A 16,631-nucleotide genomic window follows, 5' to 3' on the forward strand; every position below is an offset into this window, starting at 1 on the left:
GCACGTTACAAGTTCGCAGCCGCGCACGGCAAGGGCCGGCTCAGCCTTGGCGCAACGCGGCCACCACCTGCTCGACACTAGCCTTGAGGCCACCGACGGTGTCGTCCGGGTCGCTGTCGAGCACCAGCAACCGGGCGCCTGCGGCCTTGATCGCCTCGGCCACCGGAGGGGCGGGCTGGCGGTGGTGCAGCACCAGGGCCACGTCCTGGGCCTTGAGGGTGTCGCCCAGGGCCTTGAGGTCGGCCTCGTGCCAGGTGTCCTCGCCCGGCAGCGGCAGGTCCACCACGTCCAGGTTCAGGCCGCTGGCCAGGTAACCCAGGCGGTCGGACAAACTCACCACGCTCAGGTTATCGACCTCGGCCAACTGCGTCTGGGCCTCGGCGGCCAGGGTCAGCAACTGACGCTTGAGGCTGGCGAGGTTGGCCTGGATCTTCGCTTTGTCCGCCGGCGACAGGCGCTCCAGGTCATTGGCCATCACGTCGGCCATGCGCCCGAGGTTGGTCGGGTTGAGCCATGGGTAGGCGGTGAAGGCGTCTTCACCTGTGACCGCGATGCCCGGCAGCGCACCATCGACCGGCCGCGCCGCATCGATCTCGACGATACGGATGTTGCTGCGCCGGGCCATGGGGTAGAGCGGATCGTCGCGCCAGATCGAGCGCACGCCGATCACTGCGTCCGCCTGTTGCGCCGCCTTGTGCAGGCTGGCGCCGCCCCGGCCGCTGAAGTACGACGGCTGGCGCGTGGCTGGCAAGTTGGCCGGTGCTGCGCGCTTGAGCTGCACCGACGTGCCGTCGAGCAGGGCCTGCGCCAGGTTGTGGGTGACGGGCAACGTGGTGAGCACCTCGGTGCCGTAGGAGAGCATAGGCGCGCCCGTCAGGGCGAGGGCCAGCGTCAGGTGCTTGAGGGAGAGGGTCATGCCGGGTTTCCTTGCAGGCGGGGGACGAGGGCGCGGGCCAGGGCGGCGAGGGCAAAGCACGCGCCGGCCACCAGGATGATCGCCGCGCCCGAGGGCACAGGCAGGTCGAAGACGATCGGCAGCAGGATGCCGAGCAGGGTGCTCAAGGTGGCGATGATCACCGACAGGAAGAAAAACCCCTTGAGCGACTGGCTGACCAGGCGGGCCGCCGCCGCCGGAATCACCAGCAGAGCGCCCACCAGGATCGCCCCGATCACCTTCACCGAGGCCACGGTAACCAGTGTCACCAGCACCACGAACAGGTAGTCCAGGGTCTTGACCGCCACCCCGCGCACCGCCGCCAGCTGCGGGTTGAAGCTGGCCAGCATGATGCGGTTGTACAGTGGCAGGGCCAGGGCCAGCACCAGGACCGCGACGATGCCCAGCACCACCAGGTCCTGGGCGCTGACGGTGAGCACCGAGCCGAACAACACGTTCTCCAGAATGTGTACGTTGATCTTGCCGGCCAGCATCAGCAGCAAGCTCGCGCCCAGCGCCAGGGACACCGAGAGGAACACGCCGATCAACGTGTCCGGCGAGAGCCCGGTGCGGTTGCGCAAGAAGTTGAGCAGCAGGCCAAACAGCAGGCAGTAGCCGAACAGGCTGCCGTAGGGCCCGGTGTAGGGCTCGCCAAGCAGGATGCCGATGGCCACGCCGGTGAGCGCCGCGTGGCCGACCGCCTCGGAGAAGAAAGCAAAGCGCTTGACCACCACCAAGGTGCCCAGCCCGCCCAGCACCGGGCCGATCATCAGGCCCGCGAGCAGGGCGTTGATCACGAACCCATAGGCCAGGGCCTCTGGCAGGTAGCCAGCGGTGGCCCAGGCCTGGACCAACTGGCGGAAGGCGTCAAAGCTCATCAGGCAAGGCTCCCGCTGCGAGGGTGAACGCTGAACAGGCCAAGCAGGCGCTGCGGTGTGAGGGCTTGGGCGGGTGGGGCGTCGAACAGCACCTGGCGGCTCAGACCGGTGACCCGGTCGGCCAGGCGCAGCACGGCTTCAAGGTCGTGCTCGATCCACAGCACCGTGGTACCAGCCTGGCGCCAGGCCGTGAGCAATTGCTCGAACACCTGGATACCGGCTTCGTCCAGGGCCGACATGGGTTCGTCGAGTACCAGCAACTGAGGTTCGGGGATCAGCCCTTGGGCCAGCAGCACGCGCTGGCGTTCGCCCCCGGAGAGGGCGCCCATGCGCCGGTTGCGTTTCTCGAGCATGCCGACCCGCGCCAGGGCCGCGTCGATGGCTGGCCGCACGCGACCGGCCAGGCCCAGAAAGGCCGGGCGCTGCTGGCACAGGGCGGCCATGAAATCGTCCACGGTCATCGGCAGGCCCCGGTCGAACTCCAGAGCCTGGGGCACATAGCCGATCACTTCGCGCTCGGTCGGCCAGTGCAGGGTCAGCTGGCCCTGGTGCGGCATCTGCCCAAGCAATGTCTTGATCAACGAACTCTTGCCGCCGCCATTGGGGCCGACGATGGCGTGCACGCTGCCGGCGGCGACGCTGAAGGCCACGTTTTCGAGAATGCGCGTGCGCCCCAGGGTCAGGTCGATGCCGGCGAACTCGATGCGCGGCCCGCAGGCGGCGCCGAGGTGGGCGGCTGCGGTCATGTGCGGGTCTCCTGGATGGCGCGTACCACGGTGTCCAGGTTGCGCTTCATCTCCACCTCGTACTTGTCCTGGGTGTACTCGCCGTAGGAGATGTGGGTCAGCGGGTAGATGCGCACGCCCGCTTCGCGCTGGATGGTGTCGACATAGGCTGATGGGAAGTCCATCTCCGAGAAGATCACCTGCACATCCAGGGCCTTGAGCTGGTCGATGGTTTTCTTGAGCTGCGCCGGGCTCGGCTCGATGCCATGGGCCGGCTCGACCACGGCGGTGACTTCCAGACCGAAGTCGCGCACCAGGTAGTCGTAGGCGGCGTGGATGGTGGCCACGCGCAAGGTGGCGTCCGGTGCCTGGGTGACCTGGGCCAGGGCCTCGGCGCGCAGCGTGCGCAGGCGCTTGGCGTAGGCGCGGGCGTTCTGGGTGTAGGCCTTGGCGTTGTCCGGATCGAGCTTGCCCAGCTCGCGGGCGATGTTGTTGACCTGGGCGATGGTCGCGCTGATCGACAGGAAGGTGTGCGGGTTGACCACCTTGCCCGCGCCCCGGGCGGCGATGCCGGTGGCGGCCAGCAGCGGCACGCTGGCGTTGGACTCGATGGTCTTGATGTCGGGCTTTTCGCTGGCGGCGATCATGCGGTCGGCAAAGTCATCGTGGCCCACACCGTTGAGCACGATCACATCCAGGGTGCCGATGCGCTTGATGTCTTCGGCCCGCGGCTCGTAGGCATGGGGGTTGAAGCCTGCCGGAATCAGCGGCACCACCTCGGCCTTGTCGCCGACGATATTGGTCACATAGCTGTAGTAGGGGTGCAGGGTGATGCCGATGCGTAGGGGCTTGCCGTTGTCGGCCTGGGCCAGGGCCGGCAAGGCACAGGCCAACAGCAGGGTGAGGACGAAGCGGAGCATGGGGGAATCCTTCGGTTCAGTGGCGGTGTTGGCGGGTGACCCCGGCGTCGTAGTGGCTGACCACCTGTTGCCAGCCGGCGGCGATCAACGCGGCCTGGCCCAGGTCGTCCGGGGCCAGGACGCTGCGGTCGCGGCGCAGCCAGACTTCCGGCTGCTGCTCGCCGTAGTCGTTTGCAGGCAGGATCAGCAGCAAGCTGCCCGCCACCTGGGCGTCCTCGCTGCGGCCCAGATAGGCGCCGCTGGGCAGCCGCTGCCAGTGGTGAGCGCCGCGGCGCTGGCTGCTGGCGTCGGTCACGAAGGGCGGCAGGCCTTCCTCGGCCAGGGCCGCCACGTCCGGGGGCTGGCCGCTTTCCTCGCGCAGCAGCGCAATCTCCTCGACCGCTACCCACAGGTCGGTGTACAGGCCTTGCTCGGCGGCGGTGAGGTCGCGGCGGGCATCGATCTGGTGGGCCGCGATGGCCACTTCGTCTTCGCGCTCACCGCGCAGCAGCACCACCGTGGTGGCGAGGGTGATGATCAGCAGGGCGGCGAGCAGCACGTACAAGGTCTCGTGCCCGGCGCCGGCCGGGCGTACCACCTGGGCCCGGCTCATGGCGCGCCTATGTCGGCATGGTCGACTTCCACCACATGGCCGGGACCTGCGTCGAACAGCACGTAGAACTCACCCTCGGGGCGCTTGAAGGTCAGGGTGGAGTCTTCGCCGAGCTTGCTGGCCAGCAGCACCTGTTCGTCATAGCCGATCACGTCCAGGGTCACCCCCGGTGCGCCGCTGCCGTCGGAGAACCCGCCTTTGCAGGTGATCTGGTCGGCGGATTCGGTGCATTCGCACATGGGGTTATGGGCCCGCGCAGGCAGCGCGACGCCCAGCAGCAGGGGCAGGGCGAGGGCGCCCATCCAGTGTTTCATTGCTTGCCTCCTTGTTTCTCAAGCCACGCCACGGTGGCCGGCGATGCCTTGGCCAGGGGGATCGAGGCCTGGTGCATCTGCCCGTCCCAGCCTTCGAAGGTGAGCCACAGCTCGGCGTCGGGCCGGGTCTTTTGCGGGATGTTGACCTCGCCGGTCATGCGGTAGGGCGTGCCGACGAACAGCGCACCGGCTGCCCGCAGGCTGCGCGGTTTGCCCACGCGCAGGTACACCGCCTTGACGTCGCTGCACTGCTCGCACAGGGCGATCTTGAACTGCTTGAAGTAGCCCGCCGGGCCGTCGGAGCGCGGCGCCTCGTCGAAGCGCTCGGCCAGGCGCACGCTCCACGGGCCGGCGTTCAGTTCGCCCAGTTCACGTTCGCCCAGACCGATTTCGCCACGGTCCATCGAGGCTTCATGCAAGTACTTGGGCATCAGTCCGAGGGGGATCAGCACCAGCAGGATGTTCAGGTGGAATCGCCACTTCAGCCAGAAACGTTTGACCGGCGACTGGGGTGGGGTGTGCTTGCTCATAGGCTGACCTGCGAAGGGGTTGCGGCGCGTGCCCGGGGCTGGCGCTTGAGCGCAGCGGCGGTGGCCTGGGCGGTGCGCTTGGTCCAGATCAACAGGCCGCTGAGCACCATCAAGGTCAGGACCAGGCCGAAGAAGGCCCAGATCAGCTTGACCCAGATCCCGCCGAAATCACCGGTGTGCAGCGGGCGCATGGACTCGGTGACGAACTCCAGGGTCGAGCGGTCCGCGACCATGAACGAGGCCTCGACCTTGCTGTTGTAGGGGTTGACGTTGACCGTCTCGAACATCAGTGGGTACCAGCCGCGCCCGCCCATGTAGTAATGGCTGTAGGCATTGCCCGGCAGGGTGATGAAGGTCACCTCGAAGCCTGGGAAGCGCTCGGTGGCGGCGCGCTCGGCCTTGTCCAGGCTGATCGGCGTGGGCGCCTGGCCATCGGCGGTGCGCGGCACGTCTTCGCGGGCGATGGCCGGCACAATCGGCTCGCTGGAAATCGTCACGTGGTTATCGGCCAGTGTCGCCTGGATCAGGAACCAAGTGCCGGTAATGGAAATGGTGGCGATGAACCAGATCGACCAGACCCCGCTCAGCCGGTGCAGGTCGCCCCAGAAGATCCGCGAGCCATGGCCCAGGCGTGGCAGCTTGAAAAAGCCTTTCCAGAAGCGCTTGTACACCACCAGCCCCGTGACCAGCGAGGCGAGCAGCGGCAGCCCCAGCAACGACACCAGGTACCAGCCCCAGCTGTAGCCGTTGGTGAAGGGCACCAGCCACCAGCCGTGCAGGGCCCGGGTGAAGGCCTCGAAATCGAAGGTCGGGCTCTTGCCCTGGATCGCCCCGGTGTAGGGGTTCACGTACAGGATCGGCGACGTGCCGTCGGGGTAGGTGACGCTGGCGGTGAGGGCAAAGTGCGCCTCACCCGGCTTGCTGATGTAGTTCACCGCGATGGCCGGGTCGGCCTGGTGGATCGCGTCGAGCACCTGCTGGTAGCTGAGCGGCTTGGCGTCATCGTGGGGCTTGCTGGCACGCACGTCTGGGTTGGCCAGCCAGACGATCTCCTGGCTGATCACGGCCAGGGTGCCGGTCACGCAGACGATCAACACGAAGAACCAGATGGGCAACGCCAGCCAGCTGTGCACCAGGAACCAGGTTTTGGAGCGGGACTTTTTCGACATGAGTACCGGTCTTGTTGGGCAAATGAGCCACGACATCGCGCAACGGCCCAGAAGGGCTTTTCGCGACTGAATCGCATTCGTTTCTATATGTGACGAATGAGCGCCAAAAACCTGCGGGGCAAAATGCAAAAAAATATTTCAAAGCCTCTGGGCCGCGGCATTGCGCCGAGCCTAAATCCGCCGAATTGAGTTTCGTTCCTAACTGCATGCGAGTGCCCTGGCACTACGAATGAACTTTTAGGAAGACGCCCAGCATGAAACCTGAAGACGCCGAGAAGCTTGCCCGTCGCTTTATCGCCCTGCCGTTGGACAAGCGGCGCCTGTTTCTTCAGGCCTTGGCGCGAGAAGGGGTGGAGTTCTCGCTGTTGCCCATTCCTGCGCAGGTCGAGGGCATCGCCTGCGCGCAGCCGTCCTACGCCCAGCAGCGCATGGGGCTGTTGTGGCTGCTCGACCCAGAGGGCGCAGCCTACAACCTGCCCGGAGCGGTGCGCCTACAGGGCGTGCTGGACCTGGACGCGCTGAGCGCGGCCTTCGAGGCGCTGGTGGCGCGGCATGAGCCGCTGCGCACGCTGTTCCGCCTGGAGGAGGGCATCTGGTATCCCCGCGTGCAGGCGCCTGGGCCGCTGGCGCTGGAGCGCCACGACCTCGCAGGTTGTGCCAAGCGCGAGCAGCGCTTGCAGGACATCGCCCAGCAGCAGGCGGGCCTGCCGTTCGATCTGCAGGAGGGGCCGTTGCTGCGGGTATGCCTGGTGCGCCTGGCCGAGGACGAGCACGTGCTGTTGCTCACCTTGCACCACATCGTCGCCGATGGCTGGTCGATGAATGTGCTGATCGACGAATTCAGCCGCCTGTACGCCCAGTGCGTGGCGGGCCAGGCACCCCAGTTGCCGCCGCTGCCGATCCAGTACGCCGACTACGCCCTGTGGCAGCGAAGCTGGCTGGAGGCGGGCGAGTTGCAGCGCCAGCTCGACTATTGGACGGCCCAGCTGGGCGATGAGCAGCCGGTGCTGGAATTGCCGACCGATTTTCCCCGGCCAGCCGCGCCGAGCTATCGCGGCGTGCGCCTGGAGTTCGCCATCGACCCTGCGTTGGCCATGGGCCTGCGCACACTGGCCCAGCAGCAAGGCGTGACCTTGTTCATGGTGCTGCTCGCCTCGTTCCAGGCCCTGTTGCACCGCTACACCGGCCAGCAGGACATCCGTGTCGGCGTGCCGGTCGCCGGGCGCGGCAAGGCCGAGACCGAAGGGTTGATCGGTTTGTTCGTCAACACCCAGGTGCTGCGCGCCCAGCCGCGGGGGGATCAGCCGTTCAGCGCGCTGCTGGCCGAGGTCCGTACGGCAGTGTTGGGCGCCCAGGCGCACCAGGAGCTGCCGTTCGAGCGCCTGGTCAACGCCCTTGAGCCTTCGCGCGATGCCGCCCATTCGCCTCTGTTCCAGGTGCTCTACAACCATCAGCCGGTGGTCGCCGACCTCGAGCAGTTGCACATCGCCGACGGGCTCAAGGCCTCGCGCCTGGAGCTGGGTGGGCGCACCACCCAGTTCGACCTGGCCCTGGACACGCTGGAAAAGTCTGGCGCCCTGCACGCAGCCTTGACCTACGCCTGCGACCTGTTCGAGCAGGCCAGCATCGAGCGCCTGCGTGAGCACTGGCTGACCCTGCTGCAGGGCATCGTCGAGGCGCCAGATGCGCGCCTGGGCGACCTGCCGCTGCTGGGGCGTGCCGAGCGCGAGCGTCTGCTGCACGGCTGGAACGCCACCGCCGAGCACTACGAAGGCGGCCCCTGTGTGCAGCGCCTGATCGAGGCGCAGGCCCTGCGCACGCCGGATGCCCCGGCCCTGGTGTTCGGCAGCACGCAGTTGAGCTATGCCGAACTGAACGGCTGGGCCAACCGCCTGGCCCATCGCCTGATCGAGGCTGGCGTCGGCCCTGACGTGCTGGTGGGCATCGCCGTGGCGCGTTCGCTGGAGATGGTGGTTGGTCTGCTGGCGATCCTCAAGGCCGGTGGCGCCTACGTGCCGCTGGATCCGGACTACCCGGCCGAACGCCTGGCCTACATGCTCGAAGACAGTGGCGTGAACCTGCTGTTGACCCAGACCGCGCTGCGGACACGCCTGCCGCTGAGCGCCGACCTGCGCATCCTGTGCCTGGACGATGCCGCCGCCGACTGTGCCGGGTATCCGCACAACGATCCCGCCTGCCGAGCCAGTGGCCACAACTTGGCCTATGTGATCTACACCTCCGGCTCCACCGGGCGCCCCAAAGGCGCTGGCAATAGCCATCAGGCGTTGTTCAACCGCCTGGCCTGGATGCAACAGGCCTATGGGCTGGAGGCGTGCGACAGCGTGTTGCAGAAAACGCCATTCAGCTTCGATGTGTCGGTGTGGGAGTTCTTCTGGCCACTGATGGTCGGTGCGCGCCTGGTGGTGGCCCAGCCCGGTGCCCATCGCGACCCGGCGCAACTGATCCAGGTCATCACCGAGCAGGGCATCAGCACCTTGCACTTCGTGCCCTCGATGCTCCAGGCCTTCATCCATGAGCCGGGCGTCCAGGCCTGCACCAGCCTGCGACGCATTGTCTGTAGCGGCGAGGCCCTGCCGGCCGAAGCCCAGGCCCAGGTGTTCGCCCGTTTGCCCGGGGCGGGCCTGTACAACCTCTACGGCCCGACCGAAGCCGCCATCGACGTGACCCACTGGACCTGTGTCGAGGATGGCCGTCACAGCGTGCCGATCGGCAGGCCCATCGCCAACCTGCGCACCCACATCCTCGATGCCGAACTCAACCCGGTGCCGGTTGGCGTTGCCGGTGAGCTGTACCTGGGCGGCGTGGGCCTGGCGCGTGGCTACCACCGTCGCCCGGCGCTGACCGCCGAGCGCTTCGTGGCCGACCCGTTCGGCGCCGGTGAGCGCCTGTACCGCACCGGCGATCTGGCGCGTTACCGCGAGGATGGCGTGATCGACTACCTGGGGCGCCTGGATCATCAGGTGAAGATCCGTGGCCTGCGCATCGAGCTGGGCGAGATCGAGGCCGGCCTGATGGCCCACCCGGCGGTCAAGGAAGCGGTGGTGCTGGCCCAGGACAACAAGCTGTTGGTCGCCTACCTGGTGCCGTCGGCGCCGGTGGCCGACAGCGCCGCGCTCCAGGCGCAGCTGCGGGCCCACCTGCAACTGAGCCTGCCGGTGTTCATGGTGCCGGAGTGCTTCATGCTCCTGGAGCGTCTGCCGGTCACTGCCAACGGCAAGCTCGACCGCAAGGCCTTGCCCCGCGCCGGAGCGGCGCGCCAGCAGCACGAGGCGCCGCACAGCCAACGTCAGCGCGCCCTGGCGCAGATCTGGCAGCCGTTGCTGGGCGTCGAGGCGGTCGGGCTGGACGATAACTTCTTCGCCCTGGGCGGCGATTCGATCATCGCCATCCAGGTGGTCAGCCGCGCCCGCCAGGCCGGCCTGCGCCTGAGCCCCGCCGATGTGTTCAAGCACCAGACCCTGCGCGAGCTGGCCGAAGCCGTGGAGCAGGCGCCGCTGGTGCAGATCGAGCAAGGGCCGCTGCAGGGCGAGGTGGCGTTGACGCCCATCCAGCATTGGTTCTTCGAGCAGACGGTTCCGGCGCGCGAGCATTGGAACCAGGGCCTGCTGCTGACCCCGCGCGAGCCGCTGCAGCCCGAGCGCCTGGAGGCGGCCCTGGTGCGCCTGGTCCAGCAACACGACGCCCTGCGCTTGCGCTATCGCCAGACACCGACCGGCTGGCAGCAAACCCACGCCGAAGCTGCGCCGGTACAGCTGTGGCACCGTCGGGCAGCCTCGGCCCAGGCCTTGCGTGCCCTGTGCGACCAGGCCCAGGCCAGCCTGGACCTCGCCGACGGCCCACTGCTGCGTGTGCTCCTGGCGCAGATGGCCGACGGCAGCCAACGTTTGTTGCTGGTGGCCCATCACCTGGTGGTGGATGGGGTGTCCTGGCGCGTGCTGCTGGAGGACCTGCAACAGGCCTACCGCCAGCAGCCCTTGCCGGCCAAGACCAGCGGCTACCAGCACTGGGCTGCGCGTCTGGGCGACTACCTGCCCCGGGCCCGTCAGCAATTGCCGTTCTGGCTGGCGCAGCGCGCCAGCGCGCCACTGCCGCACGACAACCCGAATGGGCGCAGGGTCAACGCCAGCGCGGCCGTGCTGACCTGGCGCCTGAGCGCCGAGCGCACCCGTCAATTGCTGAAGCACGCAGGCCAGGCCTATCGCACCCAGGTCAACGACCTGCTGTTGACCGCCCTGGCCCAGGCCGTGGCCGACTGGAGCGCTCAGGCGGACTGCCTGGTGCTGCTCGAAGGCCATGGCCGCGAGGCGCTGTTCGACGACATCGATCTGAGCCGCACCGTGGGCTGGTTCACCAGCCTGTTCCCGGTGCGCCTGAAGGCTGCGCCAACACCGGGCGAGGCGATCAAGGCGGTCAAGGAGCAGTTGCGCGCGGTGCCGGACAAGGGCATCGGCTATGGCGTGCTGCGCTACCTGGATGCCGAGGCCGGCGCACAGCTGGCCGCCCAGGCGCAGGCGGGCATCCTGTTCAACTACCTGGGCCAGTTCGATCAGCAGTTCGGTGACGACGCCCTGTTCGCCCCGGCCATCGAAGGCAGCGGTCAGGCCCAGGATCCTCAGGCGCCGCTGGCCAGCGCCTTGAGCCTGGAAGGGCAGGTGTACCAGGGCCAGCTGGTGCTGGAGTGGCGCTACTGTCGCGAAAGTTTCGCCACCGCCACCCTCGAGCGTCTGGCCGAGGGCTTCGGCCAGGCCCTCGAGGCGTTGCTTGACCATTGCCTGGCCCCCGGCACCCTCGGCGTGACGCCCTCGGACTTCCCTTTGGCGCGGCTGAGCCAGACGCAACTCGATGGCCTGGCCCTGGACTGGGCCCACGTCGAGGATGTGCTGCCGCTTTCGCCCTTGCAGCAGGGCATGCTGTTCCACAGCCTCTACGCGCCCGAGGCCGGCGCCTACATCAACCAGTTGCAGGTGTGCATCGACGGCCTGGACGTGGCGCGCTTCGCCGCCAGCTGGCAGGCCGTGCTCGCACGCCACGACGTGCTGCGAAGCCAGTATCACTGGGAGGCCCTGGCACAGCCGGTGCAGTCGATCACCCGCGAGGTGGCACTGCCACTGCAGGTGCTGCCGGGCGAAGGCGCGGATATCCAGCGCATTGCCGATCAGGAGCGCACCCGCGCCTTCGCCCTGGACCGCGCACCCTTGCTGCGCCTGGTGCTGGTGCACCTGGGCGGCGAGCGCTACCAGTTGATCTACACCAGCCACCACATCCTCATGGACGGCTGGAGCAACGCCCAACTGCTGGGCGAGGTGTTGCAACGCTATGCAGGCGGCCAACCGCCGGTGAGTGCGGGCAAGTACGCCGATTACCTGGCCTGGCTGCAACGGCGCGACCCGGGCTTGGACGAGGCCTTCTGGCGCGGCCAGCTTCAGGGGCTCGAAGCACCGACCCTGCTGGGCGAAGCACTGCCCCGCGAGGCGGGCGAGGCGGGTTTCGGCGAGTTGGTCCACGGCCTGAACGAAGCCTTCAGCAAACGCCTGGCGGCGTTCGCCCGGGCCCAACAGGTGACCGTCAGCGTGGTGTTCCAGGCGGCCTGGGCGTTGCTGCTGCAGCGCTACTGCAATCAGCCATCGGTCGCCTTCGGCGCCACCGTGGCCGGGCGCCCGGCGCAGTTGCCGGGCATCGAGCAGCAGGTCGGGCTGTTCATCAACACCTTGCCGGTGATCTGCGCGCCGCGTGCGACCCAGCGCGTGACTGCCTGGCTGGGCGAAGTGCAGGCGCTTAACCTGCAACTTCGCGAGCACGAGCACACTTCGCTGGTGGACATCCAGCGCTGGGCCGGCCAGCAGGGGGCCTTGTTCGACAGCCTGCTGGTGTTCGAGAACTTCCCGGTGGCCGAGGCGCTGCGCCAAGGGGCACCGGGCGGCTTGCGGTTCTCGCAGGTCAGTAACGTCGAGCAGACCAGCTACCCACTGACCCTGGGCATCGAGCAGCACCAGGGCCTGGTACTGACCTTCAGCCACGACCGCAGCCGCATCGGCAGTGCGCAGATAGCGCAGCTGCGCGATGCCCTGGTGCACCTGCTTGCACAGTTCGTGGCCGCGCCTGAACAGCCGCTGGCCAGCCTGGGCCTGCTCGATGCCGCGCGCCAGGGCGAGCGCCTGGCCCAGGGCGGGCAGCCGCGGCTCACGCTGGACAGCCCGTTGTTGGCGCACCAGCGCTTCGAATGCCAGGCAGCGCTCACTCCACAGGCGCTGGCCCTGATCGCCGGCGAGCAGCGCTGGACCTACGCCCAGCTCAATGCCCAGGCCAACCGCCTGGCCCATCGCCTGCGCGCATGCGGCGTGGGCCCTGGCCAGCGCGTGGGGCTGTCGGTGCGACGCGGGCCGATGATGATCGCCAGCCTCTTGGCGGTGCTCAAGGCGGGCGCCGCCTATGTGCCGCTGGACCCCGACTACCCGGCCGAACGCCTGACCTACATGATCGAGGACAGCGCCCTGAGCCTGTTGCTCATGCAACCTGGTTTGCTCAAGGCGCCGGCCGGGCTGCCTTGCCTGCTGCTGGAGGCGGGCGAAGGCTGGCTGGACGACTACAGCCCTGAAAACCCGGTCAACCTGGCCGGCGCCCAGGATCTGGCCTACCTGATCTACACCTCCGGCTCCACCGGCCAGCCCAAGGGGGTGTCGATTGCCCATGCGGCGCTGCGTGAGTTCTGTGTGATCGCCGCCGACTATTCGCAACTGGTCCCCGAAGACCGGGTGCTGCAGTTCGCCACCTTCAGCTTCGACGGCTTCGTCGAGCAGTGCTACCCGCCGCTGTGCGTGGGCGCCTGCCTGGTGCTGCGCGGCGATGAGTTGTGGGACACCACGACCCTGTACGAGCAGATCATCGCCCAGGGCATCACCCTGGCCGACCTGCCGGCGGCGTACTGGTTCCTGCTGGCCCAGGAGTGGGCCGCCAGCGCGCCGCGCGATGCCGGGCGCCTGCGCCAGGTGCATGTGGGGGGCGAGGCGATGTCCGCCGAGGGGCTTAAGCTGTGGCACGCGGCCGGGCTGGGGCATGTGCGGCTGGTCAACACCTACGGCCCCACCGAGGCCACGGTGGTGTCGAGCACGCACCTCTGCACCCTGGCCGACAGCGCGGGCGCCATACCGATCGGCCGCGCGTTGCCGGGGCGGGCGCTGCACATCCTGGACGGCCACGGCAACCTGGCCCCGGCAGGCCTGGCGGGCGAGCTGTGCATCGGCGCAGGCGCGGGCCTTGCCCGTGACTACCATGGCCGTGCGGCGCTGACCGCCGAGCGCTTCGTGCCCGACCCGTTCGCCCGCGCGGCGGGCCAGCGCCTGTACCGCAGCGGCGACCTGGCGCGGGTGCGCGCCGATGGCGTGGTCGAGTACATCGGCCGGGCCGACCATCAGGTGAAGATCCGTGGTTTCCGGGTCGAGCTGGGCGAGTTGGAAGCGCACCTGCAAGCCTTGCCGATGATCCGCGAAGCAGCGGTGCTGGTGCACGAGGGCGTAACCGGCAAGCAACTGATCGGCTACGCCGTGCCCACCGCGCCTGCGCACACCAGCGCCGAACTGACCCGCGCCGTGCGCCAGGCGCTCAAGGCCCGCCTGCCGGACTACCTGTTGCCGGCCCAGGTGGTGGCGCTGGCGGCGCTGCCGCTCAACCGCAACGGCAAGCTCGACCGCAAGGCCTTGCCCGCGCCCGAGGCCCTGGCGCTGGAGGGGGGCGAGCCGCTGCGCGAAGGCCTGGAGCAGCAGCTTGGGCAGATCTGGCAGCAGGTGCTGGGCCTCGATGGCCTGGGCCGCGAGGACAACTTCTTCGACCTGGGCGGCCACTCCCTGCTGGCCACCCAGATCGTCTCCCAGGTGCGCCGGCAACTGGGGCGCGCAGTGAGCCTGCGGGCGCTGTTCGAGCATCCGCGGCTGTGCGATTTTGCCGAGCAGGTGCACGCCAGTGTCGATCAGGCCGTGCTTGCCCGCCCGGCCATGGCGCGTGACGCAGGGCAGGGCGAGCAGCCATTGTCGTTCGCTCAGCAGCGCCTGTGGTTCCTCTGGAGCCTGGAGCCCCACAGCTCGATGTACAACATGCCCGGCGCCCTGCGCCTGCGCGGCCCGCTGGATCCGGACGCCCTGCGCCGTACCTTCGAAGCCTTGCTGGCGCGCCATGAAGTGCTGCGCAGCACCTACCACGAGGCGCGCGGAAGTACCTGGCAACAGGTGCGTGACGACCTGCCGCTGGCGCTGCGTTACCGCGACCTGCGTGGCCTGGCCGATGTCGAGGCCAGTGCCCAGGCGCTGGCCCGCGAGGAAGTCGCGCAGCCGTTCGATCTGACCAACGGCCCACTGCTGCGTGTGCAGGTGCTGCAACTGGCCGATCAGGACCATGTGTTGCTCATGACCTTGCACCACATCGTCGCCGACGACGGCTCGTTCCGTGTGCTGATCGACGAGTTCGTCAGCCTCTACAGCGCGTTCGTGGCAGGCGAGCAGCCGACCCTGCCAGGGCTGAACCTGCAATACGCCGACTTCGCCCGCTGGCAGCGCCAGTGGCTGGAGCAGGGTGGCGAACTGCAACGCCAACTCACCTGGTGGCAGGCCCATCTGGGCGAGCATCACCCGGTGCTGGAGCTGCCGCCGGACCCGACTGCCGAACCCGGCGAAGCCGGGCAGGGCGCGACCTGCCACTTCACCTTCGACCGCGCCCAGAGCGCGGCCTTGCGTCGGTTCGCACGGCAACGCCAGCAGTCGCTGTTCAGCGTGCTGCTGGCCGCGTTCAACGTGGTGCTACAACAGCGCACCGGGCAGGCTCGCCTGCGCATCGGCACCGACATCGCCAACCGCAACCATGCTGAGCTTGAGCGCATGGTCGGCTTTTTCGTCAACCAGCTGGTGCTGCAGGTGGAGCTTGTGCCGGCGATGACTGCCGATCAGCTGCTTGCCCTGTGCAGCCGAACGCTGATCGAGGCATCCGAGCACCAAGACCTGCCGTTCGAGCGCCTGGTCGAGGCCCTGCGCCTGCCCCGGCGCAACGGCCGCTCGCCGCTGTTCTCGATCAAGCTGATCCACCAGGAAGGCGTGGGGCGCCTGCCGTCGATGGGGGCGCTGCAGGTCAGTGACTTCCCGTCCGGGCGCCAGGCGGCCGAGCTGGACCTGGTGGCGGCGTTCTACAACGACGCCGAGCACCTGCACCTGAGCTTCGAGTATCCGGCCGGGCGTTTCGCTCCGGCCACGCTGGAGGCGATGTTCGAGCAGGTCCGGGCGGTGCTCGCGGCGCTGGTCGAGGGCGCTGCCACCCTGGGCGAGCTGTCGGGCCGGGCCGAGCAGGTCTGGCGTGAGCACCAGCAGCGCCAGAGCAGCGAACGCGCCGCCCGCCTCAAAGGGCTGCACCCGATCCGCAGGCGTCGCTCCAGCGCCGTCGAATGACCTGATTGTTCAACGACTTTTGCGGCGGCTCGCGACGAGCCGCCATGGCCCAGTTCCAGGAGGCGTCATGTCCGTCACTTCATTGTCCTCTCGCCCCATGCGGGGTGCGCGCAAGCGTATTTCCAGCGACACGTCCAGCCTGGTCAGCTTCCGCCCGTTGTTCGAGGCGGGCTTTCCGCTACTGTGTACGCCCACCGTGCCAGGGGTTGATCTGGTCGCCTGGGCGGCGCAGAACCGCACGCTGATCCAGCAGCAATTGCACCAGGGGGCGGCGATTCTGTTCCGCGGCTTCGACGTGGCAGGTATCGATCAATTCAACCAGTGTATCGACGCGATTTCCGGCGGCGCCCTGCAGTACCTGTTCCGTGCCTCGCCACGCACCCAGATCACGGGCCAGTTCAACATCTACAGCTCCACCGACTACCCGGCCGGCGAGCGGATCTTCCCGCACAACGAGCACTCCTATTCGCCGGTGTTTCCGCTGCACCTGTACTTCTACTGCGACACCCCCTCCCAGACCGGTGGCCAGACGCCGCTGGGCGATACCCGGCTGATCCTCGATCGCGTCGATCCGCAGGTGCGCGAAGCCTTCGCCCGCAAGGGCATTCTCTATGTGCGCAACTATGGCGATGGCATGGGCCTGCCCTGGCAGACCGTGTTCCAGAGCGAGGTGCGCAGTGAGGTGGAAGCCTACTGCGCGCAGATCGGCGTAGAGGCCGAATGGAAGCCGGGCAACCGCCTGCGCACCCGTCAGCGCGGCCCGGCCATCGTCCGCCACCCGCAGACCGGCGAGCGCATCTGGTTCAACCACGCCACCTTCTTCAATGCCCTGACCCTGCCTGACAGCATCCGCGACAACCTGCTGCGCGAGTTCGGCCCGCTGGACTTGCCGCAGAACACGTTCTTTGGCGATGGCACGCCGATCGGCGATGACGTGGTGCGCCACCTGCAACAGATCTACCGCGACGTGATGGTCGAGTTCGACTGGCAGAAGGGCGACGTGGTGCTGCTGGACAACATCCTCACCGTGCATGCGCGCAACGCCTTCACGGGCCGTCGAAAAATTCTCACCGCCATGGCGATCGCGCAGAAAAGCGCCGATCTGGCCCACGATTAAGGAGCT

At 68.1% G+C, this 16,631-nt stretch carries 10 protein-coding genes; 2 read left to right on the forward strand and 8 right to left on the reverse strand.

Features of this window, described 5'->3' with window-relative positions:
• Positions 1 to 40: 40 nt before the first annotated feature.
• Genes ABOA88_RS19305 through ABOA88_RS19340 form a run of 8 tightly spaced genes read right to left on the reverse strand, consistent with a single transcriptional unit; the run spans position 41 to position 6,062 of the window.
• Positions 41 to 916 carry a metal ABC transporter substrate-binding protein gene (locus ABOA88_RS19305; RefSeq protein WP_196171168.1) on the reverse strand — a complete coding sequence of 292 codons (876 nt, stop codon included), beginning with the start codon at positions 914 to 916 and terminating at the stop codon, positions 41 to 43.
• Complete coding sequence (locus ABOA88_RS19310) at positions 913 to 1,812, reverse strand: metal ABC transporter permease (protein ID WP_196171167.1); 900 nt, start codon at positions 1,810 to 1,812, stop codon at positions 913 to 915. Before ABOA88_RS19310 ends, ABOA88_RS19305 begins: the two co-directional genes overlap by 4 nt.
• On the reverse strand, positions 1,812 to 2,558 hold the full coding sequence (locus ABOA88_RS19315; RefSeq protein ID WP_367851989.1) for a metal ABC transporter ATP-binding protein: 747 nt from the start codon (positions 2,556 to 2,558) through the stop codon (positions 1,812 to 1,814). The genes ABOA88_RS19310 and ABOA88_RS19315 overlap by 1 nt, the downstream gene beginning before the upstream one ends.
• Positions 2,555 to 3,457, reverse strand: coding sequence for a metal ABC transporter substrate-binding protein (locus tag ABOA88_RS19320; RefSeq protein ID WP_367851990.1), 903 nt, complete (start codon positions 3,455 to 3,457; stop codon positions 2,555 to 2,557). Before ABOA88_RS19320 ends, ABOA88_RS19315 begins: the two co-directional genes overlap by 4 nt.
• A 16-nt stretch (positions 3,458 to 3,473) precedes the next feature.
• Positions 3,474 to 4,049, reverse strand: a complete 576-nt coding sequence (locus tag ABOA88_RS19325; RefSeq protein WP_196171165.1) for a DUF6162 family protein — start codon at positions 4,047 to 4,049, stop codon at positions 3,474 to 3,476.
• The gene (locus ABOA88_RS19330; RefSeq protein ID WP_196171164.1) at positions 4,046 to 4,363 is read right to left on the reverse strand and encodes a hypothetical protein; all 318 of its coding nucleotides are present in this window, start codon (positions 4,361 to 4,363) and stop codon (positions 4,046 to 4,048) included. Before ABOA88_RS19330 ends, ABOA88_RS19325 begins: the two co-directional genes overlap by 4 nt.
• The gene (locus ABOA88_RS19335; RefSeq protein WP_367851991.1) at positions 4,360 to 4,893 is read right to left on the reverse strand and encodes a thiamine pyrophosphate-binding protein; all 534 of its coding nucleotides are present in this window, start codon (positions 4,891 to 4,893) and stop codon (positions 4,360 to 4,362) included. Before ABOA88_RS19335 ends, ABOA88_RS19330 begins: the two co-directional genes overlap by 4 nt.
• Positions 4,890 to 6,062 (reverse strand): PepSY-associated TM helix domain-containing protein, encoded by a 1,173-nt coding sequence (locus ABOA88_RS19340; RefSeq protein WP_367851992.1) that lies wholly within the window; start codon positions 6,060 to 6,062, stop codon positions 4,890 to 4,892. The genes ABOA88_RS19335 and ABOA88_RS19340 overlap by 4 nt, the downstream gene beginning before the upstream one ends.
• Before the next feature lie 254 nt (positions 6,063 to 6,316).
• Here ABOA88_RS19340 and ABOA88_RS19345 point away from each other — a divergent pair, with 254 nt between their 5' ends.
• Together ABOA88_RS19345 and ABOA88_RS19350 are read left to right on the forward strand one after the other, a co-directional pair.
• Positions 6,317 to 15,508, forward strand: a complete 9,192-nt coding sequence (locus tag ABOA88_RS19345) for an amino acid adenylation domain-containing protein (RefSeq protein WP_367851993.1) — start codon at positions 6,317 to 6,319, stop codon at positions 15,506 to 15,508.
• Between the two features lie 67 nt (positions 15,509 to 15,575).
• Positions 15,576 to 16,625, forward strand: a complete 1,050-nt coding sequence (locus ABOA88_RS19350; protein ID WP_196171161.1) for a TauD/TfdA family dioxygenase — start codon at positions 15,576 to 15,578, stop codon at positions 16,623 to 16,625.
• Positions 16,626 to 16,631 lie beyond the last annotated feature (6 nt).

Source organism: Pseudomonas sp. PKS (assembly GCF_051913525.1).
GTDB lineage: Bacteria > Pseudomonadota > Gammaproteobacteria > Pseudomonadales > Pseudomonadaceae > Aquipseudomonas > Aquipseudomonas guariconensis_D.